This is a genomic window from Kitasatospora sp. NPDC059088 (assembly GCF_042738155.1).
In the GTDB taxonomy this organism is placed as follows: domain Bacteria; phylum Actinomycetota; class Actinomycetes; order Streptomycetales; family Streptomycetaceae; genus Kitasatospora.
Window position 1 is genome coordinate 4,913 of record NZ_JBHYGR010000132.1, and the last position, 22,112, is coordinate 27,024.

A 22,112-nucleotide genomic window follows, 5' to 3' on the forward strand; every position below is an offset into this window, starting at 1 on the left:
TCGGCCCCCACACAGACTGCCGGGCCCCCGATCGACCCCGCCCGGGGCCCCGCCCGCCGTTCCGGCGTACCCGCGCACCCCGTGGCAGGAAAGGTGGGAAACCGGTCATTGCTGCCGTCGCGGGCCGGTGACAGGCTGGCCGCATGAGAGCGCGCAGCGTGGTCGTCGTCCTCTACGACGACGTGCAGAGCCTGGACGTGACCGGCCCCCTGGAGGTGTTCGCGGGGGCGGGCGCGGCCGCCGGGCAGCCGGGCGCCTACCGGGTGACCACCGCCTCCGCCGGCGGCCGGCCGGTGCGCAGCTCCAGCGGGCTGCGGCTGCTGCCGGACGCCGACCTCGCCGAGGTCGGGCCGGTGCACACGCTGCTGGTCCCCGGCGGGGTGGACTTCGAGCACCCGGACGGCGCGCTGGTGGCGCGGATCCGGGAGCTGGCCGACCGGGCCGAGCGGGTGGTGTCGGTGTGCACCGGGGCCTTCCTGCTCGCCGAGGCGGGACTGCTGTCCGGGCGCCGGGCGACCACCCACTGGGCGTACTGCGGGGAGCTGGCCCGCCGGTTCCCCGACGTGGCGGTCGACCCGGACCCGATCCACGTCCGGGACGGGCGCGTCGCCACCTCGGCCGGGGTCACCGCCGGGATCGACCTGGCGCTGGCCCTGGTCGAGGAGGACCACGGCCGGGACGCCGCGCTGCTGATCGCCCGTCACCTGGTGGTCTTCCTGCGCCGGCCGGGCAACCAGGCCCAGTTCAGCACCCAGCTGGCCGCCCAGGTGGCGGCCCGGCAGCCGCTGCGCGAGGTGCAGCGGTGGATCGCCGAGCACCCCGGGGCGGACCTCTCGGTGGAGGAGCTGGCCCGGCGGTCGGCGCTGTCGCCGCGGCACTTCGCCCGGGCCTTCGCCGCCGAGGTGGGGGTGACCCCGGGCCGGTACGTGGACGGGGTCCGGCTGGAGGCCGCCCGGCGGCTGCTGGAGGACACCGACGACGGCGTCGAGGCGATCGCACGCTCCTGCGGCTACGGCACCCCGGAGGCGATGCGGCGCGCCTTCGTCCGGACCGTGGCCGCCCCGCCCGCCGAGTACCGCCGCCGCTTCCGTTCCCGGCCCGACGGTCCACCGGCCGGCGGTCCACAGCCCGATGGAGGTCACTGATGCGCATCGCGTTCCTGCTCTACGACGACTTCACCGCCCTGGACGCGGTCGGCCCGTACGAGGTGCTGTCCCGGATCCCCGGGGCCGAGGTGGTGTTCACCGCCGCGAAGCCCGGCCCGGTCCGCTCCGACATGACCCTGGCGCTGACCGCGGACGCCACCCTGGACGAGGTGGACTCCGCCGACGTGCTGCTGGTCCCCGGCGGGCCCGGGACGGAGGCGCAGCTGACGGACCCGGCGGTGCTCGACTGGGTGCGCCGGGTGGACGCGACCACCACCTGGACCACCTCGGTCTGCTCCGGCTCGCTGATCCTCGCCGCCGCCGGCCTGCTGGAGGGCCGCCGGGCCACCAGCCACTGGGGCGTGCTGGACGGCCTGACCCGGTTCGGGGCGGAGCCCACCGGCACCGAGCGGATCGTGGTCGACGGCAAGTACGCGACCGCGGCCGGGGTCTCGGCCGGGATCGACCTCGCGCTGCGGCTGGCCGGCCTGATCGCCGGGGACGGGACCGCGCAGGCGATCCAGCTGCTCATCGAGTACGACCCGCAGCCGCCGTACGCCGCGGGCTCCCTCGCGAAGGCCTCCCCGGCGGTGGTGGAGGGGGCGAAGCGGCTGCTGACGGCCTGACGGCGCCGCGCGGGGTCCGCGCCCGACGGGTGCGGACCCCGCCTCCGGTCAGCGGCCGAAGTAGGCGTCGAAGTTCTTGGAGAACTCCCGGCCGCCGAACTGGTCCCAGTTGACCGACCAGGTCATCAGCCCGGCCAGCTTCGGCTGGGCGCCCGAACGCGGCACGTACGTACCGCAGTTGGCCAGCTTGGTGAGGCAGTCCAGGGCCTTGTCCACCTCGGCCGGGGCGACGTAGCCGTTGCCCGCGTTGGTGGTGGCCGGCATGCCGATGGCGACCTTCGAGGCGGGCAGCGGCGGGAACACGTTGTTGGTGTTGCCCGCCACCGGGAAGCCGCTGAGCAGCAGGTCGGTCATCGCGACGTGGAAGTCGGCGCCGCCCATCGAGTGGTACTGGTTGTCCAGGCCCATGACGGAGCCGGAGTTGTAGTCCTGGACGTGCAGCAGGGTGAGGTCGTCGCGCAGCGCGTAGATCACCGGCAGGTACGCCCCGGCGCGCGGGTCCTGACCGCCCCAGGGGCCGGATCCGTAGTACTGGTAGCCGAGTTGGACGAAGAAGGTCTCCGGCGCCATGGTCAGCACGAAGCCCGGGCCGTACTTGGCCTTGAGGGTCTTGAGCGCCGAGATCAGGTTGACGACGACCGCGCTCTTCGGGTTCTTGAAGTCGGTGTCGCCGGTGTCGAGGGAGAGCGAGTGGCCCTCGAAGTCGATGTCCAGTCCGTCCAGGCCCCACCTGTCGATGATGGCCGAGACCGAGCTGACGAAGGTGTCCCGGGCGGCGGTGGTGGTCAGCTGGACCTGGCCGTTCTGGCCGCCGATCGAGATCAGCACCTTCTTGCCCTGGGCGCGCTTGGCGGCGATGGCGGCCTTGAAGTCGGCGTCGGACTCGACGGTCGGGCAGTCGGTGGCCGAGCAGCGGTTGAAGCGGATGTCGCCGGAGGTCGGGGAGGTGGGCTCGCCGAAGGAGAGGTCGATGATGTCCCAGGAGTTGGGGACGTCGGCCATCCGGGTGTAGCCCGCGCCGTTGGCGAAGCTGGCGTGCAGGTAGCCGACCAGGGTGTGGTTGCCGGCGGGGGTCCCGGTCGGGGTCCCGGTGGGCGTGCCCGTCGGGGTCCCGGTCGGCGTGGACGTGGGCGTGGGCGTCGGGGTCGGGGTCGGAGTCGGAGTGGGTGTCGGCGTCGGCGTCGGGCTGGGGGCGCCCGGGCCGTCCAGCGAGACGTCGTCCGCGTAGTAGGTGCCCTGTCCGTACCAGCCGTGGGTGTACACGGTGGCGGTGGTCTGGTTGGCACCGGTGGTGAAGCCGAGGCTGAGCTTCTGGTAGCCGCCGCCGGTGCCGGGCGTCCAGGTGCTGGGGCCGCCGCCGTCGACGCCCAGGTAGACGTAGGAGCCGTTGACCCAGGCACTGAGCGTGTACGTGGTGTTCGGTGCGACGGCGACGGTCTGGGCGCACTGGGCGGTGTCGCCCGCGGTGGCCGCGGCGGCGAGCGCGTGGCTGCCGCCGTGCACCGGGCTGGTGACGACGCTGCCGGAGTTGCCGGTGCAGCTCCAGGGGCCGAGCGAGCCGGATTCGAAGCCGCCGTTGACCAGGAACTCGCCGGCCGAGGCGGCGGGTGCCAGGCCGAGGGTGACGCCGACCAGGGTGGCCGCGGCGAGGGCGGAGGCGGTGCCGGCGGCGAGGCCGTTTCTCAGGGTTCTGCGCATGCGGGTGCTCCTGCGGTGGCGCGGTCGTGGGGGACGTCCGAGGGCACGCCGGAGCACGCGCCAGTGGGGGGAACGGCCCGGCCTGGCACCCAAGTTGGACTAGACCACTGAAATGGATCCGGCAGTGCGCTGTCAATGGTCCAGACCGGTGCGGGAGGGTGGTCTCCGGTTGCCGCGGGTGACACCCCGTCGAAGGATGGAGGAGTGACCCCGCCCGGCTACCTCCGCCACCCCCACCTGCACGGCGGCCTGCTCACCTTCACCGCCGAGGACGACGTCTGGATCGCCCCGCTGGAGCCCGGGGCCGCCGCCACCGGCCGGGCCTGGCGGGTCGGCTGCGACCGCACCCGGGTCAGCCACCCCCGCTTCTCCCCCGACGGCACCACCCTCGCCTGGACCAGCTGGCTCGGCCTGACCCCCGAGGTGTGGACCGCCCCGGTCGAGGGCGGCGAGACCCGCCGGCTCAGCCACTGGGGCAGCCAGGACACCCGGGTGCGCGGCTGGCTGCCGGACGGCGAGGTGCTGGCCGTCACCTCCTTCCACGAGCCCTTCGGCCACTACACCTGGGCGCACGCCCTGCCGCCCGACGGCTCCCCCGGCCGCCGGATGCCCTGGGGGCCGGTCGGCGACGCCCAGCTCAGCCGGGACCGGACCGTCCTGCTCACCGGCGCCGCCCCGCACGAGCCCGCCGCCTGGAAGCGCTACCGCGGCGGCGCGACCGGCCGGCTCTGGGTGGACGGCGAGCCGATCCTCCCCGGGCACACCGGCCACCTCGCCTCCCCCATGCCGGTCGGCGACCGGATCGCCTTCCTCTCCGACCACGAGGGCATCGGCAACCTCTACTCCTGCCGCCCCGACGGCACCGACCTGCGCCGGCACTCCGACCACGCCTCCTACTACGCCCGCGAGGCCGCCACCGACGGCACCCGGATCGTCTACCAGCACGCCGGCGACCTCTGGCTGCTGGACGGCCTGGACGCCCCCGCCCCGCACCGGCTGCGGGTGCCGCTCGGCGGCGCCCGGGCCGGCCGCCGCCCGTACCAGGTCGGTGCGGCCTCCCAGGTCAAGGACCTCGCCTGCGACCGGACCGGCCGGGCCGGGGTGATCACCGTGCGCGGCAGCCAGTACTGGCTCACCCACAAGGACGGCCCGGCCCGCGCGCTCGCCGACACCCCCGGGGTGCGCACCCGGCTGCCGGTGGTGCTCGGGCACACCGGCGAGGCGGCCTGGATCACCGACGCCGAGGGCGCCGACGCGATCGAGGTGATGCCGCTGCCGGGCCACCAGGAGACGGCGTCGCACCAGGAGACGACGGCCCACCGCCACCGGGTGCTCGCCGCCGGCCGGCTCGGCCGGGTCCTGGAGCTCACCGCCGCCCCCGACGGCTCCCGGCTCGCCGCCACCACCTCGGACGGACGGCTGCTGCTGGTCTCCGCCGAGGACGGCGCGGTGCGCGAACTGGCCGCCTCCGAGCACGGGCCGGTCACCGGCGCCCGGTTCTCCCCCGACTCGCACTGGGTCGCCTGGTCCCAGCCGGCCGCCGGGCGCTCGCTGCGCCGGATCCGGCTCACCCGCACCGACGCCCCCGCCCCGACCACCGACGTCACCGACGGCCGGTTCGAGGACGAGCAGCCGGTGTTCACCCGGGACGGCCGCTACCTGGCCTTCCTGTCCTGGCGCGGCTTCGACCCCGTCCACGACGTGCACACCGGCGACCTCTCCTTCCCGGTCGGCTGCCGCCCGTACCTCGTCCCGCTCGCCGCCGACACCCCCTCCCCGTTCGCCGCGCCCGCCGAGGAGGCCGCCCCGCGCGGGGACGGCGACGGCACCGTCCGGGTCGACCCGGCGGGCATCGGCGAGCGGCTGCTCCAGTTCCCGGTGATCGCCTCCAAGTACTCGGCCACCGACGCGGTGCGCGGTGGCCTGGTCTGGCTGCGCTGGCCGATCTCCGGCACCCTCGGGCAGACCTTCGCCAACCCCGACGACACCTCCGGCCGCCCCTCCCTGGAGCACTTCGACCTGGCCCGGGGCACCCGCAGCACCCTCGTCGACAAGCTGGACGGCTACGCCGTCTCCGGGGACGGCGGCTCGATCGCGGTCTACTCGGCCGGGACGCTGCGGGTGATCCCGGTCGCCGCCCCCTCCGCCGGGACCGCCGTCGACCTGCGCCGGATCACCCACACCGTGCACCCGGCCGCCGAGTGGCGCCAGGCGTACCACGAGGCGGCCCGGATCGTCCGGGACCAGTTCTGGGACGAGCGGATGTCCGGCCTGGACTGGCCCGCGCTGGTCGCCCAGTACGAACCGCTGCTGGACCGCGTCTGCTCACCCGACGACTTCGCCGACCTGCTGCGCGAACTCCTCGGCGAGCTCGGCACCTCGCACGCCTACGTCACCCCCTCCCGGCGCGCCGAGGGCCCCGGCCTCGCCCAGCAGCCGCTCGGCCTGCTCGGCGCCAACGCCCACCGCGCCCCCGACGGCCGCTGGCTGGTCGACCGGGTGCTGCCCGGCGAGTCCTCCGACCCGCGTGCCCGCGCCCCGCTGGCCGCCCAGGGCGTCCGGGACGGCGACGAACTGCTGGAGGTCGGCGGCCGCCCGGTGGACCCGGTGCGCGGCCCGCTGCCGCTGCTGGCCGGCACCGGCGGCACCACCGTCGAACTCGCCCTGCGCAGCGGCCCGGACGGCCCGGTGCGGCGGATCACCGTCACCCCGCTGACCGACGAACGGGCCGTCCGCTACCAGGACTGGGTGGCCAAACGCCGTTCCCTGGTACGGGAGTTCAGCGACGGCCGGTGCGGCTACCTGCACATCCCGGACCTCGGCGGCTCCGGCTGGGCGCAGTTCAACCGGGACCTGCGGCGCGAACTGGACAAGCCCGCGCTGGTCCTCGACGTACGCGGCAACGCCGGCGGCAACGTCTCCGAACTCGTCCTGGAGAAGCTCACCCGGCACGTCCTCGCCTGGGACTTCAGCCGCGACCGCCAGCCCGTCCGCTGGCCCCGGCACGCCCTGCGCGGCCCCCTGGTGGCACTCGCGGACGAGGCCACCAGCTCGGACGGGGACGTGATCATCGCGGCGATCAAGCTGCTCGGCCTCGGCCCGGTGATCGGCAACCGGACCTGGGGCGGAGTGGTCGGGATGACCGGGCGGCACACCCTGGGCGACGGCACCCAGATCTCGGTGCCGAAGAACGCCTCCTGGTTCAGCGGCGGGCTCGGCTGGTCGGTGGAGAACCGGGGCGTCGAGCCGGACGTGCACGTACTGCGCACCCCGCGGGACTGGGCGCGGGGGCGCCACCCGGAGCTGGTCACCGCCGTCCAACTGGCCCTGGACCTGCTGGAGGACGCCCCGGCCGCGGCGCCCCCGCCGGAGTCCACGCCCCGGCCCGACCTGCGGCGCCCGCCGCTGCCGCCGCGGGAGCGCTGACGGCGGCGGGCCCGTCCGGGCTCAGTCCCAGGGGTCGCCCTCGGCCGTCATGTTCTCGGCGGCGCGCCGGTCGGCCTCCTCCTGGGCGGCCGTCCGCTCCTGCGTCTGCCTGCTCCGTTCGACCTCGTCGCTGTACGCGTCGGCGGCCTCGTCGTGGGCGAGCGCGGCGCGCTCGGCGGCCTCCGCGCCACCGGCCTCGTGGCCCCTGTGGAAGATCCTGTCGAGGATGCCCATGACTCCTCCTCCGAACGGATTACCGGGCTGTCCCCCACTCTCACACCGGGAGTCGGCGGTCGCACGTTGAGCCTTTGGTCCCGGCCCGACGCGCCCAAGGGCCGTAGCCGGGCGGCGCGGGACGGGCGGAGGGTGGCGGTGTGAGGAACTCGACCGAGGAACTGCACGACGGACCGCGCCGCCGGGTCGGCGCGCTGGCCGCGCTGGACGGACGGCTGCCCGGCCCCCACGACCTGCTGCTGATGCAGTGCCCGAGCTCGCTGCGCCCACTGGCCGGCGGCGAGCTGCCGGACTGGGCCCGGGCCGTGCTGCGGGCGCACCCGTGGGTCACCGTCGGCCGGGCGCCCTCGCCGGCCGACGCCCCGGTGGACGTCCCGCGCCCGCGGCGCTGCACCCGGGGCCGGCAGGCCGCCCCCGAGCACTGGATCCCGGTCACCGTCCGCGGCCCGCGCCCCGGACAGCGACTGGACGCCCTCGCGCCCTGGGCCGCGGTGGCCCGGACCCTGCGGCCCGAGCAGCTGGTCGGCCGGCAGGGACTGCTGGACCCCGAGCGGGTCACCGGTGTCCCGGCGCTGGCCCTGCTGCCGGAGGTCGGCCGGCTGGTCGCGGACCACCGGCTGGCCTGGGGCCCGATCGGCGCGGTCGGCTACGAGCTGGGCACCGGCGTCCCGGTGGCCGGACCGCTCAGCCCGCTGCGGCTGGTGCTGCGCACCCCGCACCCGGTCAGCCGGCGGGACGCGCTGCAGCTGCGGCGGGCGCTGAGCAAGCTGCCGGTGCCGGTGCAGGCCGAGCTGGAGACCCGCTACGGCGCGGTGCACCTCGCCGAGTACGCGGCCGGGCCGCTCACCGTCACCCTGCTGACGCCGTCCGGGCCCCGGGAGGTCCACGATCCGTGGTTCCCCCGGGGCCCGTACGCGTGAACCGGGACGGTCCGACCGGGACGGTCAGCCGCTGACGCTGGGCGCGCCCGTCTCCAGGTGGCCGGTGAAGCGCTGCGACCAGCTGCTGTCGGCGTCCACCGTGACGGTGAAGTCGTACCAGCCGTTGTTGTAGGCGACCGCGTTGAAGAAGTCGCTGACGCTGCCGCCGGCCGGGACCCGGTACGTCCAGGGCCCGTCCGTGCGGTAGTTGGTGGAGGTGATGGTGAAGGTCATCGGGGCGGTGCCGGAGTTGGCCAGCTTGAAGTAGACGGCGAGCTTGCCGCTGCCCGGCTCGACCGCGTAGGAGGCGGTGACGGCCGCGTTCTTGCCCGCCTTGGTGGCGTCGCCCTTGAAGCGGCGCAGGAAGCGGTTGGGGCCGACCACGGTGAGGTCGTACGGGCCGCCGCCGAAGTTGGTGCCGCAGTTGAAGAAGTCGCTGGTGCTGCCGCCCGGGGCGACGGTGTACTGCCAGGGCCCGCCGCTGCGGTAGGCGTTGGCGTAGGCCGCGAAGTGCGCGGAGTTCACGGCCGCGGTGCCCGTGTTCGCCATCGCGATCCAGACCTTCATCACCCCGCCCGAGCCGAACTCCAGGCGGTCCAGGTTGGCGTTGGGCTGGTACGGCAGGGCGCGGGCCGGGCGGGTGCCGGGCTCCTGGGCGGGCAGCGCGTTGTCGGCGGGTGAGGGGTTGGGCAGCGGGCCGCAGGTGGCCAGGCCGATGGTCTGCGAGGTGTCGGGCAGTGCGGGCAGGCCGTACACCGGGTTGGCGAAGTCGAAGACCGAGGTGAGGTCGCCGCAGACCTGGCGGCGCCAGGCGCTGATGTTGGGGCTGGTGGCGGGCGTGCCGAGGGCGGCGGTCCACACCTCCAGGAAGCGCAGCACCGAGGTGTGGTCGAAGGTCTCGGAGTTGACCCAGCCGCCGCGGGTCCACGGGGAGACGGCGATCAGCGGGACGCGGAAGCCGAGGCCGATGTTGGTGGAGTTGTAGAACTCCCCCGCGGTGCCCGCGGGCGCGGCCGGCGGCGGGACGTGGTCGAAGAAGCCGTCGTTCTCGTCGTAGTTGATCAGCAGGACGGTGGAGTTGAATACGTTGGGGTCCGCGTTCAGGGAGTCCATGACCAGGTGGACGAAGTGCGCGCCGTCCTCGGGCGTGGCGTAGGGGTGCTCGGAGGACTGCTGGTCGGCGACGATCCAGGAGACCTGCGGCAGGGTGCCGTTCAGCACGTCGGAGCGGATCGCGGCGGCGATGTCGTCCGGGGTCCGGCCGGTGACCTTGGGCACCGAGCCCATGCCCTTGACGGCCAGCGGGCTGCCGGCCGCGGCGCCGGTGAACTGGCTGAAGTAGGCGAGGGCGTTGTCGCCGAAGTTGTCGGCGGCGTTCTGGTAGACCTTCCAGCTGACGCCGGCGGCCTCCAGCGCCTCGGCGTAGGTCTGCCAGCGCAGGTTGGACTCGGAGCCGCCGTCGTAGGCGGGGCCGCCGGCGGTGCCGGCCGGGTCGATCGTCCCGCTCCAGTGGTAGGTGCGGTTGGGGCCGGTCGCGCTCAGCACCGAGCAGTGGTAGGCGTCGCAGATGGTCCAGTTGTCGGCCAGCGCGTAGTGGAACGGGATGTCGCCGCGCTGGAGGTGGCCGAGGGTGCGGATGGTGCCCTTGGCGGACACCCAGGAGTCCATCTTGCCGCCGTTCCAGGCCTTGTGCTGGTCGGACCAGGCGTGCGAGAGGTCGCCGTTGCACTGCGCCTGGGTCTCCGGGGAGCCGCTCGCGCCGGAGGGGTTGAAGGCCCACGGGTACTGGCGGGCGAACAGCCCGTTCGGCTGGTTGAAGACGCTGTAGCCGCCGGAGATCTGGATGGCGGCCCGGTCGGCGAAGCCGCGGACGCCCTTGAGGGTGCCGAAGTAGTGGTCGAAGCTGCGGTTCTCCTGCATCAGGATCACCACGTGCTGCACGTCGGTGATGGTGCCGGTGGTGCTGAGCGTGGTGCTGGAGGCGGCCGCGGCGTCCTCGGCCCCGGCGCCGGCGCCGGCCACCGCGAGGCCTGCCGCGGCGGCGCCGGACAGCGTGACGAACTTTCTACGACTCAACTCGGCCATCAGTCCGGTCCGTCCCTTCACTGGCGATGTTGTGTACACAACTCGGGGGCCATCGATCGCGGAGCAGTCTCCACCGCCACCGGAGCGGGCCACCAGATGCGCGCAGCAGGTTTGTCGGACTGTTCGCCCGTGGGTCACCGAGCGACGCCGGGCTGAACGCCAGGCTGATCGGTCGAGGAGGTTCCAGGAGTGCCGAGGAGGGCGTTCCCGGAGCGCCGGGGAGGGCGCGGGCGGCTCAGCGGTCCTTCACCTCGATCCCCAGCGCCTGGGCGAACTGCGGCGCCAGCTCCAGCAGTTGGGGCGAGCTGATGACCGCCCCGCGCAGCCCCTGGTGGCCGTCCACCAGTCCGAGCCGGGCGGCCCCGCGCAGGTCCACCTTGCTCAGCACGGCCCCGCGCAGCCGCACCTCCTCCAGCGTCGAGCCGGGGAAGGACACCCCGGTCAGCTTCGCCTCGCCGAAGTCCACGTCGCGCAGCAGGCAGTCCTCGAACACCACGTCCCGCAGCACGGCCGCACGCAGGTTGACCGCCTCCAGCTTGCAGCCGCGGAACACCACCCGGCGCAGCGCCGAGCCGTACCCGGCGATCCCGGCCAGCACGCCGCCGACGAAGGAGCTGTCCTGCCACTCGGTCTCGCTCAGGTCGCAGGCCACCCAGCGGCCGGCCTGCACCCAGACCTCGTTGAACCGGGCCTGGCGCAGCTTGACCCCGCTGAGCGCGACCCCGGTGAAGGCGCACTCCAGGAAGGCCGCCCCGGCACCCGACTCGTCGGTGCGCTGACCGCCGTCGAAGTGCGCGGTGTCGTACCGCTCGTCGCTGCGCAGCGGGCCGGTGTGCGGGCGCAGCAGCTCGGCGTACGGGAGGTCGGCGAGCTGCTCGGGGACGGAACGGGGCATGGCGGGGGCGCCTCTCGGATCGCGGGCGAACGGGTCTCGCCCGCATGCTCGCACGCGGCACCGACAGTCCGGCCGCACCCGCCGCACCCGCCCGCGGCGACGCCCCGGCCCGGCCGCTGCGGACGCGGCCGGGCCGGGGCGCTCACGGGTGTTGTCAGCCGCGGGCCCAGAGCGAGTTGACCCGGCTGCGCTCGGCGCTGTTCGGGTACGGGTTGGTGCAGGAGGTGCCGGGGCCGCCGCCCGACATCAGCTCGCTGCACGGGCCGGAGTAGTGGTCCGGCAGGCCGAGCACGTGCCCGGTCTCGTGCGCCGTCACCCGGACCGAGTTGTACTGCCGGTTCTGCTGGTAGTCGAGGAAGACGTAGCCGCGCCCGTGGCCGTCGGTGCTGGCGTAGGAGCCGCGGCTGTCGTTGCCCTCGTAGTAGGCGAAGTCGGCGTTGGAGCCGGCCTGCAGCCGGACGTTGCCGACCGAGCCGTTCCAGATCTGCGCGGCGTTGGCTATCTGGTTGCGGAAGGACGGCGCGGAGCTGGCGTCGTAGGTGACCACGACGGTGGCCAGGCCCGGGCTCGCGGCCTGCTTGGCCTTGGCGGAGGCCATCACGGCCTGGAAGAACGCCTGGTTGTCGGCCGCCTCCTGGGCCGAACCGGCGTACGTCGACGCGGTGTAGCCCTGGACGGCCGGGGCGGCCGGGGCGGCGGCGGCCGCGGTGGTGGGCAGCACGGCGAGGCCCGCCGCGAGGGCGAGGCCGAGGGTCGCGGACAGCACGGATCGCTTCATGTGGGGGCTCCTGAAGGGGTCCTGGAAGTGGGGGGTTCCGGTCCCGGGTGCCGCAGCCGGGTTGGGGGCCGGCTCGGGGGACACCTGGCGACCGGGTGTCCCCAGAGCTTCGGGCAGCCCGGCGGCCCGGCGGATGATGTCAACCACCGATAGCCCGGTCCAATACCCCCGGCCCCCGCCGGATTCGGGCCGTCTTTTCCTCGTCTTGACCTAGCCATGCCCCTGGCATTCCGTTCCGGGGGCGGCTAGGCTCCGAGGCGGGGAAGTACCCATGCGGCGGGCCGCCCGTTTCCGGCCGGGCGGGCCGCCGCACCCGATTCACCTGCCGGGCAGGTCAGTTGGCCGCCGCCACGCCGTTCGCCCAGAGCGAGTCGACCTGCGCGCTCTCGTTGGCGTCGGGGTGCGCGTTGGTGCAGGACGTACCGGGGCCGTGGCCCGACATCAGTTCGCTGCACGGACCGGAGTAGTCGTCGGGCAGGCCGAGCACGTGCCCCGTCTCGTGGGCGACGATCCGGAGCGAGTAGTACTGCTGGGCCTGCTGGTGGTCGATGAAGATGTAGCCGTGCCCGTGTCCGTCGGTGCTGGCGTACGAGCCGTTCGGGTCGTCGCCCTCGTTGTACGAGAAGTCGCCGGTGCCGCCGCTCGCCTCCTGGAGCTGGACGTTGTGCACCGAGCCGTTCCAGATCTGCGCGGCGTTGGCGATGTCGCCGGCGAAGGAGGGGGCGTTGGAGGCGTCGTAGGTGACGGTGACGGTGGTCAGGCCGGGGTCGGCGGCCCGCTTGGCCGCGACGGAGGCCATCACGGCCCGGAAGAACGCCTGGTTGTTCGCGGCCTCCTCGGCCGAACCGGCGTACCTCGACGTGGTGTGGCCGTGGACGGCCGGGGCGGCGGGCGCGGCGACGGCGGTGGCGGGCAGGACCAGGGCGCCGGCGAGGGCCAGGCCCAGGGTCGCGGACAGCACGGATCGCTTCATGTGGGGGCTCCGGATTCCGGGGCGCGCCGGCCCGCCGGGGCCGGTGGGGGCCGGCCGTACGGTGGCGGCGCGCGGTGGGGGCCGTCCCGGCCGGGGCCGGGGCGGTGCGGTGTCCCCGAGCTTCGACCCGTCCGGGCCCGTCGCGGATGATGTCAACCGGCGATAGTCCGGCCGCATACCGGTGCCGGGGGTGCCGGGATCCGCCGCGCGATCCGCTGTGCGGTCCGTCGCGCGGCCAGTCGCTGCACACTTGATTCTCTGTCATGTCCTTGGCGATGTGGCTCGGTGACGTCTATGCTCCCGTCGTGGAGCTCGACGTGAGACACCTCCGGGTGCTGTGCGCGATCGCCGACACCGGCAGCCTCCGCAAGGCCGCCCTCCAACTCGGCATGACCCAGCCCTCCCTCACCACCCAGCTGCACCGCATCGAACGGGCCATCGGCGGAACCCTGTTCACCCGCGAGCAGACCGGCAGCCGGCCCACCGCGCTCGGCCACTCGGTGCTGTCCCGGGCCCGGCCGGTGATCAGCGAGATGGCCGCCCTGGTCGCCGCCGCCCGGCAGGAGGCCCGCGACACCGCGGGGCCCGGCCGGCAGCGCCGGCTGCGGATCGGCAGCGTCGGCAGCCGGGCCGTCGCCGCCTGGCTGCGCCGGGTGCACGAGCGGCTGCCGGACACCGACACCACCATCCACGTCGACATCTCCGCCAGCGCGCTGCTGCGGATGGTCGCCTCCGACCAGCTGGACGTGGCCTTCGTGTACGAGAGCGAGGGCTTCCCGCTGCGGGTCCCGCCGGACGCCGAGCACCGGGTGCTGATGGCCCGCGAGCCGCAGTTCGTCGCGCTCGCCGCCGGGCACCCGGCCGCCGCCCGGCCGGTGGTCCACCTCGCCGACCTCGCCGAGGACACCTGGATGGTCGACCCGACCGCCGACCACGAGTACGCCGCGATGCGCCGGGTGTTCAGCGAGGCCGGGCTCAACCCCCGGGTGGTGCAGGTGCGGGACAACGCCACCGCCGCCGAGCTGGTCGCCTCCGGCGAGGCCGTCCGCCCCTGCCAGCCGACCTCGCTGCCCGGGCCCGGCACGGTGGTCCGCCCGGTGCACGGGGACCCGCTGGCCGTCCGGCTGCTGTTCACCTGGCGCCCCCGGGTGCTCAGCCAGCCCGCCCTGGACGCGCTCTACGGCGAACTGCGCGCCGCCTACCTGGACCTGGCCAAGGTCAACCCGGCCTACCTGGACTGGCTGGCCCGGCACGAGCCCTTCCTGCTGGAACGGGTCTAGACCCGCGCCCGCCGGTCCTCCCGGCCCTCCCGGCTGTGGACCAGCACCCCCACCGCGACCATCAGCGCGCACACCAGGCCCGCGGCCAGCACCCCCGGGCCGCCGAGCGCGGTGCAGGCCAGCACCAGCGCCGCCCCGAGCGGCGCGATCGACTGCGCGACCGGCCCGCGCTTGGTGTGCCGGGAGTGCAGGTACCAGACGGTCACCAGGTAGACCGCCGTCGGCACGGTGACCGTCGCGGTGGCGGCCGTCTCGGAGATCTCCGCCTTGTGCACGGCCGACTCCACCGCCACCTCCAGCCCGGTGCCGATCGCCGCCGCCGAGCCGAACACCAGGTAGTGCCCGTACCCCCAGGCGAAGGCCTGCCGGTTGGAGCGCAGGTGGTCGTGGACCGGCCGGGCGAAGTAGATCCACCAGGCCGCGAAGCAGATCAGCAGCCCGCCGACCGCCACCGGCACCAGCCGGCCCAGCCCCTCGTGCTCGTCCACCGCCGACTGCACCGCCACCGTCGCGGCGGCCACCGTCTCACCGAGCACGATCAGGGTGAACAGCCCGTACCGCTCGGCGATGTGGTGCGGGTGCCAGGAGGTCTGCGCCCGCAGCTCGGCGACCACCGGCACGGCGAGCTCGCACAGCACGCCGATCGGGATGACCACCGGCCGGGCGGCGTCCGGCAGCAGCAGCACCACCACCCAGCCGAGCTGGCACAGCGTGATCCCCGCCGCGTAGCGCAGCGCGACCCGGCGGGCCTCACCCTGTTCGCCGGACGCCGCGCGCAGCCACTGGGTGACCATCGCCAGGCGCATCACCACGTAGCCGGTGATCCCCAGTGTCAGGTCCTGGGTCTCGAACATCCTCGGCACCCCGGCGGCCAGGATCAGCACCCCGGCGATCTGCACCAGGGTGGTGACCCGGTACGGCACGTCGTCGCAGTCGTACGCGGAGGCGAACCAGGTGAAGTTCATCCAGGCCCACCAGATGGCGAAGAAGACCATCGTGTAGCCGCGCAGGCCCTCGCCGTAGTGCCCGGCGGCCAGGGAGTGGGCGAGTTCGCGACCGGCCTGGCCGACCGCGACCACGAAGCAGAGGTCGAAGAAGAGTTCCAGCGGGGTGGCGACCCGGTGCGGCTCGGCGCGGTCGCGCGGGACCATCCGGCGCACCGGGGGCGGGTCGACGTGCTGCGCTCGGGGTGCCTCGGCGGCGTGGTCACTGGCCATCGGTGCTGCTCCGGGGGTCGGGGCGGGGCGGGGGCGGCCCGGCTGGGCCCGCCGTCCCGCGCATCCTGGCAGTGGCCGGGGTCCGACGCACGCACCGGCGCGGGCGCGTGCGCCGGTGCGGCAACTCCGTTCGAACCCGGGCACGATGCCCGTGTATGCCCCTTTTCTCCTTGCCGTCAGCGAGAGTTGACGCCCCGGTGCGCGAAGTGGGTGACAGCGCGGCGGGTTTCCGGGCGCGCCCCGCGCGCTGCGCCGCGACCGGCCCGGCGGCCCCGCTAGATTCGTCCCCGGTTGGAAGCGAGCACGGGCCCCTCGCGGGGCCCCACGACACGGGCGGCCTGCGGGCAACGCGGAAGGTCAAGGCCGGTGGCAGGACAGCGGGGGCGGCGTAGCCGGCCCACCCGTGTCCGCACCACCGGCCTCGTGATCACCGCGCTGCTCGCCAGCGCCTGCCGTGCGGTCGCCGTCGCCACCGCGACGGCCCGGGTCACTTCTCCCAGCCGACCTTGGTGTAGTCCTCCTGGGCGAGGCCGAAGGCCCCGTAGTTGGCGAGCCCCTTGCGGGTCGCCACCACGGCGGGCCGCTGGTAGAGCTCGACGGTGTGGCCGAGCTCCCAGATCTTCGCGTCAGCCTGGTTGTAGAGCTTCGCGGCCTCCGCCGGGTCGACCGTCCCGGCCGCCTTCTTCAACAGGTCGTCGATCTCCTGGCTGCCCAGGCGGGACGGGTTCTGGAAGGAGTTGTCGCCCACCGGCAGGCGGAAGTTGGCCAGGCTCTTGGAGTTCGGGAAGGAGTCGGTGTTGCGCCAGCTCGCGAGGTCGAACTTGCCCGGGGTCACGTACTTGGAGAAGAAGTCGTTGGCGGCCACCTTGTCCAGGTCGACCTTGACCCCGGCCGCCTGCCACATCGCCGCCGCCGCGGTGGCGAGGTCGAGCTGCGCCTGCACGGTGCCGTCGCTGAGCACCCAGTGCAGTTCCAGCGGCTTGCCGTCCTTGGTGCGCGGCTGACCGCTGCCGGCCTCCTTCCAGCCCGCGTCGTCCAGCTCCTTCTTGGCGGCGGCCAGGTCGAACCTGGCCCATTCGCCGGAGTTGTCCTGGTACCCGACCTGGTTGGGCATGATGATGTGGTTGCCGAGCGGCTTGAACTCGACCGGCACCCCGTTGTTGGCGATCTTGATCAGCGCCGAGCGGTCGAGCGCCTTGCCGAGCGCCTGGCGGACCTTCTGGTCCGCCAGCGCGCCGTTGCCGCCGAAGGAGATGTGCACCTCGTCCCACGGGCTGGCGGCCCGGATCACGGAGTCCTTGGCGTTCTTGAGCTGCCCGTACGCGGCGGCGGTGCTGGCCGCGGCGAGGTCGATCTCGTTGTTCAGGTAGGCCTGGATGCTCGCCGACTTGTCCATCACCCGGAAGGTGATCCGGTCCAGCTTGGGCCTGGTCCCCCACCAGGCCGGGTCCGGGACGAGGGTGAGGGTCTGCGCGGTCTTGTCGGCCGTCCCGATCTTGAACGCGCCCGCGGTGATCGGGATCTTCTCCACCCAGGCCTTGTTGAAGTCGTCCGGGGTCGAGATCGCCGCCGCCGGGATGAGCGGGCGGAACAGGCCCTGCCAGTCCGCGTACGGCTGGGCGAAGGTCACCTTCACCTCGGTCGGGTCGGCGCCCTGCTCGACCGCGGAGATCAGCTCGTAGCCGGACGGGTCGGCGATGTTGTACGCCGGGTCCTTGCCGTTGCTGGTCTGCCAGTCCGCCTTGAAGTCCAGGTAGCTGAGCGGCTTGCCGTCCGACCACTTGGCCTTGGGGTTCAGCTTGTAGGTGACCACCTGCGGCGAGGTCGAGGTGACCTTGGCGTCCACCAGGTAGTTCGCGTTCGGCTGGAAGGTGCCGGAGGCGTCGGTGCTGAACAGCGTCGGCTCCACGGCACGGATGAGGCTCACCGTGTCGGTGTACGAACCGCCGTCCACCTGGAGCGGGTTCCACTGGGCGATCCACTGGTCCAGCTGGAACCGCACCTCGCCGCCGTCCTTGATCTGGTCCAGCGGCTTGGCGTTGATGTCCTGGGAGTCCTGTCTCGGCGGCGCGCTCTTCGCCACGTCCGCGCCCGAACCGCCCCCGCCCGAGGTGCACGCGGTGGCCGCCAGCACGACGGCGACGGCGAGGGCGGTCGCCCGGCCGAGGCGACGGGCGGTGCTGGAAGCGTCCATGAGGGTCCCCCTGGGATCGGTGGCAGGCGTCGGGCGGGCGTCACGGGTCGGGTTCGTCCGGTTCGTGACACGAGTTGGGGCGTACGAGGCATGACCGGGCTTGAGCGTGGGCACTCAATCCGGCACCGAGCCAGAGGAACGTAACAGCGGATCAGATCCGCCACCAGGGGGAGGAGCGGACGCCTGATCAAAAAGTCACACAGGGACATCCCGCCGCAACATCGCAGCCGCACCCCGGTGCCAGACTGCGACCTGCGCGTTCCCCAACTCCCCCACTCCCCCTGCCACCTGACGCCCTGACCGGGCTCCGACCGAAGGCCACCCCCGATGCCCACCAGACGCGTCGCCCCCGCCCCCGCCCCGGGCCGCCGCTGATGCTCCGCTACCTGTCGAAACGGCTGAGCTACTACGCGGCGCTGCTGCTCGCCGCCGTGTTCCTGGCCTACGCGATATCCGCCGGCGCCCTGCAACCGCGCACCTACTTCGACGCCAAGGTGCCGCGCCCGGCCGCCGAATCGGTCGAACGCCAGCTCACCGCGCTCAACCTGAACGACCACACCCCGGTCGTCGAACGCTTCGGCCACTGGGCCGGCGGCCTGCTCCACGGCGACCTCGGCCGGACCATCCACGACACCCCGGTCAACGACGACTTCGGCCGCCGGGTCTGGGTCTCGCTGCGCCTGCTGCTGATCGGCAGCCTGCTCGGCACCGTCCTCGGCGTCGCCGCCGGGGCCTGGAGCGCCGTGCGCCAGTACCGGATCTCCGACCGGGTGCTCACCGTGCTGTCCTTCGTCCTGCTCTCCACCCCGGTCTTCCTGGTCGCCCTCCTGCTCAAGAACGGCGCGATCGCCGCCAAGGACGCGGCCGGCCACGACGTCGTCCCGTTCACCGGCTACGAGACCCCCGGACTGGCCGGCGGCCTCGGCACCCACCTCGCCGACTGGGCCCTGCACCTGCTGCTGCCCACCGTCTCGCTCGCCCTCGGCGGCCTCGCCACCTACAGCCGCTACCAGCGCGGCACCATGCTCGACGTGCTCGGCTCCGACTACCTGCGCACCGCCGAGGCCAAGGGCCTCACCCGGCGCCGGGCCCTGCTCAAGCACGGACTGCGCACCGCCGTGATCCCCATGTCGACGATGTTCGCCTACAGCTTCCTGGGCATCTTCACCGGCGCGATCTTCACCGAGACCATCTTCGGCTGGCACGGCATGGGCGAATGGCTGATCCAGTCGATCAACGAACAGGACGTCAACTCCGTGGTGGCGATCAACCTGTTCACCGCCGTCGTCGTGCTCGCCTCCGGCTTCCTCGCCGACACCCTGCACGCCGCCCTCGACCCGCGCGTGCGGTCCTGACCGGAGGAAGCCGAGATGACCGTCGCCGCCACCGCCGACACCCCGACCCCCGACCCCGCGCACGGGACCGCCGACGCCTCCGCCCCCGTCGGCACTCCCCGGGCCGGCGGACGGGGCCGGCTCGTCCTGGCCCGCCTGCTCGCCGCCCGCGGCGCCGTGGCCGGGGCCGTGCTGATCCTGCTGCTGTTCGTCCTCGCCTTCGGCGGGCCGTACCTGACGCCCTGGGACTACGCCGCCCCCGACTTCACCGCCCTGCACCAACCCCCCTCCGGCGCCCACTGGTTCGGCACCAACGGGGTCGGCCAGGACGTGTTCGCCCAGACCGTCCGCGGACTGCAGAAGTCACTGATCATCGGCCTGCTGGTGGCGCTCTTCTCCACCGCGCTGGCCTCCCTGGTCGGCGCCTGCGCCGGCTACTTCGGCGGCTGGACCGACCGGGCGCTGATGTTCCTGGTCGACCTCATGCTGGTCTTCCCCAGCTTCCTGATCATCACCGTGGTCTCGCCCCGGCTGCGCAGCAGCGGCTGGATCGCCTTCGTGCTGCTGCTCGCCCTGTTCAACTGGATGATCACCGCCCGGGTGGTCCGCTCGATGACCGTCTCCCTGCGCGAGCGCGAATTCGTCCGCGCCGCACGGTTCATGGGCGTCCGGCCGCTGCGGATCATCACCCGGCACATCCTGCCGAACGTCGCCTCCTTCCTCATCGTCGACGCCACCATCGCGGTCGGCGGCGCGGTGATGAGCGAGACCGCCCTCTCCTACTTCGGCTTCGGCGTCCGGCCGCCGGACGTCTCGCTCGGCACCCTGCTCGCCGCCGGAACCGGCGAGGCCCCGGTGTTCCCCTGGATGTTCTACTTCGCGGCCGGACTGCTGGTGCTGTTCGTGCTCGCCGTCAACCTGGTCGGGGACGGGCTCCGCGACGCCCTCGACCCCACCGCCGGGGGCGCGCCGCGCCGTACCCGCCGCCTTCGGAGGAAGCAGAAGTGAGCACCGCGGAAGCAGAAGTGACCACCGCCGTCGAGACCCCGCTGCTCGCCGTCCGGGACCTGCGGGTGGACTTCGCCGGCCCGCACGGACCGGTGCCCGCCGTACGCGGGGTGGACCTCACCCTGCGCCGCGGCGAGACCCTCGGCATCGTCGGCGAGTCCGGCTCCGGGAAGTCCGTCACCGCGCTGTCCGTGCTCGGGCTGCTGCCGGGCACCGCCCGGATCGCGGGCTCGGTGCGGCTGGACGGCCGGGAACTGGTCGGCCTGCCCGGCAGGGAACTCGCCGCGATCCGCGGCCGCCGGGTCGCCATGGTGTTCCAGGACCCGCTGTCCGCCTTCACCCCGGTCTACCGGATCGGCGACCAGATCGCCGAGGCCGTCCGGATCCACCAGCCGGTCGACCGGGCCACCGCCCGCCGCCGGGCCGCCGAACTCCTCGACCTGGTCGGCATCCCGGCGCCCGACCGGGCCCTGGACAGCTTCCCCCACGAGTTCTCCGGCGGCATGCGCCAGCGCGCCATGATCGCCATGGCCATCGCCAACCAGCCCGACATCCTGCTCGCCGACGAGCCCACCACCGCGCTGGACGTCACCATCCAGGCCCAGGTGCTCGACGTGCTGCGCACCGCCCGGCAGGAGACCGGCGCGGCGCTCGTCCTGGTCAGCCACGACCTCGGGGTGATCGCCGGGGCGGCCGACCGGGTCGCCGTGATGTACGCGGGCCGGGTGGTCGAGACCGCCGGGGTGGACGAGCTGTTCGCGGCGCCGCGCCACCCGTACACCCTCGGACTGATCGGCGCGCTGCCCCGGCTGGACGGGCGCGGCGGCCCGCTGGTGCCGATCCCCGGCGCCCCGGCGCCGATGGCCGAACTGCCGCCCGGCTGCCCGTTCGCCGCGCGCTGCCCGCTCGCGGAGGAGCGCTGCTCGACGGCCGAGCCCGAGCTGGTGGGCACCGAGGCCGGACCGGCGGGCCCGGACGGCCACCTGGCCGCGTGCGTGCGGTCGGCGGAGCTGGCCGAGCGGCGGCCCGCGCCGAACGAGGTGTACCCCGTGCCGGACCTGCCCCCGGGGCCCGCCGCCGGGGACCGCTCGGCCCGGCCGCAGGTGCTCTCGGTGACCGGGCTGGGCAAGACCTTCCCGCTGCTCAAGGGCACGGTGTTCAAGCGGAGGGTCGGCGAGGTCTACGCGGTGGACGGCGTCGACCTGGACCTGCGCCAGGGCGAGACCCTCGGCCTGGTCGGGGAGTCCGGCTCGGGCAAGTCCACCACGCTGTTCGAGCTGCTGAGCCTGGGCGCCCCGGAGACCGGCCGGATCGAGCTGCTCGGCCACGACACCGCCCGGCTCACCCGGTCCGAGGCCCAGCGGCTCCGCTCCGAACTGCAGATCGTCTTCCAGGACCCGATGGCCAGCCTCGACCCCCGGATGCCGGTCGGCGACATCGTCGCCGAGCCGCTGCGCGCCCAGCACGCCCCGCGCGAGGAGGTCGCCCGCCGGGTGCCCGAGCTGCTCCGCCAGGTCGGGCTCGACCCGGACCACGCGGTCCGCTACCCGCACCAGTTCTCCGGCGGGCAGCGCCAGCGGATCTCCATCGCCCGGGCCCTCGCCGTCCGGCCCAAACTGCTGGTGCTGGACGAACCGGTCTCCGCCCTGGACGTCTCGATCCAGGCCGGGGTGCTCAACCTGCTCCAGTCGCTCAAGGCCGAACTCGGGCTGTCCTACCTGTTCGTCTCGCACGACCTCTCGGTGATCCGGCACCTCGCCGACCGGGTCAGCGTGATGTACCTCGGCCGGACGGTCGAGCAGGGCCCGGTCACCAGCGTCTTCGAACGGCCCCGCCACCCGTACACCCGGGCGCTGCTCTCCGCCGTGCCGCTGCCCGACCCCGCCGCCGAACGGGCCCGCGACCGCATCCTGCTGGCCGGCGACCCGCCCTCCCCCACCGAGCGCCGCACCGGCTGCCCGTTCCGCACCCGCTGCCCGCTCTACGCCGGGCTCGCGGACGCCACGGCCCGGGCGCGCTGCGAGCAGGAGCGCCCGGGCCTCGACGGCGACCGGGCGGGGGCCGGAGCGGGAGCCGGGGCGGAGGGCGACCACCGGGCCGCCTGTCATCACCCGGGGTGACGACGGAATCCTCACCTCCGGTGACCGGCCGAATACGATTCGGCAGAACGGCTTGCCGACGTGTACTGTCTTCCACGTCAGCAAGCGCCGCTAGCTCAGTTGGTTAGAGCAGCTGACTCTTAATCAGCGGGTCCGGGGTTCGAGTCCCTGGCGGCGCACAGACAGCCGGAAGGCCCCTT

At 73.9% G+C, this 22,112-nt stretch carries 16 protein-coding genes and 1 tRNA gene; 9 read left to right on the forward strand and 8 right to left on the reverse strand.

Annotated elements, in window-relative coordinates; translation table 11 throughout:
* The first annotated feature begins 143 nt into the window (after window positions 1-143).
* A complete protein-coding gene (locus ACFWXO_RS37300) occupies window positions 144-1,145 on the forward strand; it encodes a GlxA family transcriptional regulator (RefSeq protein WP_380529783.1) in 1,002 nt (333 codons plus the stop codon).
* Window positions 1,145-1,771 (forward strand): DJ-1/PfpI family protein, encoded by a 627-nt coding sequence (locus ACFWXO_RS37305; RefSeq protein ID WP_380529785.1) that lies wholly within the window; start codon window positions 1,145-1,147, stop codon window positions 1,769-1,771. Before ACFWXO_RS37300 ends, ACFWXO_RS37305 begins: the two co-directional genes overlap by 1 nt.
* Before the next feature lie 48 nt (window positions 1,772-1,819).
* Here ACFWXO_RS37305 and ACFWXO_RS37310 read toward each other — a convergent pair whose 3' ends face one another.
* Complete coding sequence (locus ACFWXO_RS37310) at window positions 1,820-3,469, reverse strand: chitinase (RefSeq protein WP_380529787.1); 1,650 nt, start codon at window positions 3,467-3,469, stop codon at window positions 1,820-1,822.
* Window positions 3,470-3,673: 204 nt separating this feature from the next.
* Here ACFWXO_RS37310 and ACFWXO_RS37315 point away from each other — a divergent pair, with 204 nt between their 5' ends.
* Window positions 3,674-6,895: a S41 family peptidase gene (locus ACFWXO_RS37315; RefSeq protein WP_375883323.1), complete on the forward strand. Its 3,222-nt coding sequence runs from the start codon at window positions 3,674-3,676 to the stop codon at window positions 6,893-6,895.
* Between the two features lie 21 nt (window positions 6,896-6,916).
* Here the strand turns inward: ACFWXO_RS37315 and ACFWXO_RS37320 are convergent, their stop codons facing one another.
* Window positions 6,917-7,129 (reverse strand): hypothetical protein, encoded by a 213-nt coding sequence (locus ACFWXO_RS37320; protein ID WP_375883320.1) that lies wholly within the window; start codon window positions 7,127-7,129, stop codon window positions 6,917-6,919.
* A gap of 140 nt (window positions 7,130-7,269) precedes the next feature.
* On the opposite strand from ACFWXO_RS37320, the gene ACFWXO_RS37325 reads away from it, so the two are divergent.
* Entirely contained in the window at window positions 7,270-8,049 is a 780-nt protein-coding gene (locus ACFWXO_RS37325) for a phosphoribosyl-dephospho-CoA transferase MdcG domain-containing protein (RefSeq protein WP_380529789.1), read from the forward strand.
* Between the two features lie 24 nt (window positions 8,050-8,073).
* Here the strand turns inward: ACFWXO_RS37325 and ACFWXO_RS37330 are convergent, their stop codons facing one another.
* From ACFWXO_RS37330 to snpA (ACFWXO_RS37345), 4 genes are all read right to left on the reverse strand, one after another.
* Entirely contained in the window at window positions 8,074-10,134 is a 2,061-nt protein-coding gene (locus tag ACFWXO_RS37330; RefSeq protein ID WP_380529791.1) for a phosphocholine-specific phospholipase C, read from the reverse strand.
* A 235-nt stretch (window positions 10,135-10,369) separates the two neighbouring features.
* Complete coding sequence (locus ACFWXO_RS37335) at window positions 10,370-11,029, reverse strand: pentapeptide repeat-containing protein (protein ID WP_375883313.1); 660 nt, start codon at window positions 11,027-11,029, stop codon at window positions 10,370-10,372.
* A 154-nt stretch (window positions 11,030-11,183) separates the two neighbouring features.
* Complete coding sequence (snpA, locus tag ACFWXO_RS37340; RefSeq protein ID WP_380529793.1) at window positions 11,184-11,807, reverse strand: snapalysin; 624 nt, start codon at window positions 11,805-11,807, stop codon at window positions 11,184-11,186.
* A gap of 334 nt (window positions 11,808-12,141) precedes the next feature.
* Window positions 12,142-12,780, reverse strand: coding sequence for a snapalysin (gene snpA, locus ACFWXO_RS37345; protein ID WP_380529794.1), 639 nt, complete (start codon window positions 12,778-12,780; stop codon window positions 12,142-12,144).
* A 275-nt stretch (window positions 12,781-13,055) separates the two neighbouring features.
* Here snpA (ACFWXO_RS37345) and ACFWXO_RS37350 point away from each other — a divergent pair, with 275 nt between their 5' ends.
* Window positions 13,056-14,060, forward strand: a complete 1,005-nt coding sequence (locus tag ACFWXO_RS37350; protein WP_375883472.1) for a LysR family transcriptional regulator — start codon at window positions 13,056-13,058, stop codon at window positions 14,058-14,060.
* Here ACFWXO_RS37350 and ACFWXO_RS37355 read toward each other — a convergent pair.
* A complete protein-coding gene (locus ACFWXO_RS37355) occupies window positions 14,057-15,277 on the reverse strand; it encodes a low temperature requirement protein A (RefSeq protein ID WP_380529796.1) in 1,221 nt (406 codons plus the stop codon). The genes ACFWXO_RS37350 and ACFWXO_RS37355 overlap by 4 nt on opposite strands.
* A 487-nt stretch (window positions 15,278-15,764) precedes the next feature.
* Window positions 15,765-17,471, reverse strand: coding sequence for an ABC transporter family substrate-binding protein (locus ACFWXO_RS37360; protein ID WP_380529797.1), 1,707 nt, complete (start codon window positions 17,469-17,471; stop codon window positions 15,765-15,767).
* Window positions 17,472-17,845: 374 nt separating this feature from the next.
* Between ACFWXO_RS37360 and ACFWXO_RS37365 the strand changes: the two genes are divergently transcribed.
* The 4 genes from ACFWXO_RS37365 to ACFWXO_RS37380 all read left to right on the forward strand — a co-directional run bounded on the left by ACFWXO_RS37365 (window position 17,846) and on the right by ACFWXO_RS37380 (window position 22,091).
* Complete coding sequence (locus tag ACFWXO_RS37365) at window positions 17,846-18,826, forward strand: ABC transporter permease (protein ID WP_375883303.1); 981 nt, start codon at window positions 17,846-17,848, stop codon at window positions 18,824-18,826.
* A gap of 15 nt (window positions 18,827-18,841) precedes the next feature.
* Window positions 18,842-19,813, forward strand: a complete 972-nt coding sequence (locus ACFWXO_RS37370) for an ABC transporter permease (protein ID WP_380529800.1) — start codon at window positions 18,842-18,844, stop codon at window positions 19,811-19,813.
* Entirely contained in the window at window positions 19,810-21,933 is a 2,124-nt protein-coding gene (locus ACFWXO_RS37375) for a dipeptide ABC transporter ATP-binding protein (protein ID WP_380529801.1), read from the forward strand. The genes ACFWXO_RS37370 and ACFWXO_RS37375 overlap by 4 nt, the downstream gene beginning before the upstream one ends.
* An 84-nt stretch (window positions 21,934-22,017) precedes the next feature.
* Window positions 22,018-22,091, forward strand: a tRNA-Lys gene (locus tag ACFWXO_RS37380).
* Window positions 22,092-22,112 lie beyond the last annotated feature (21 nt).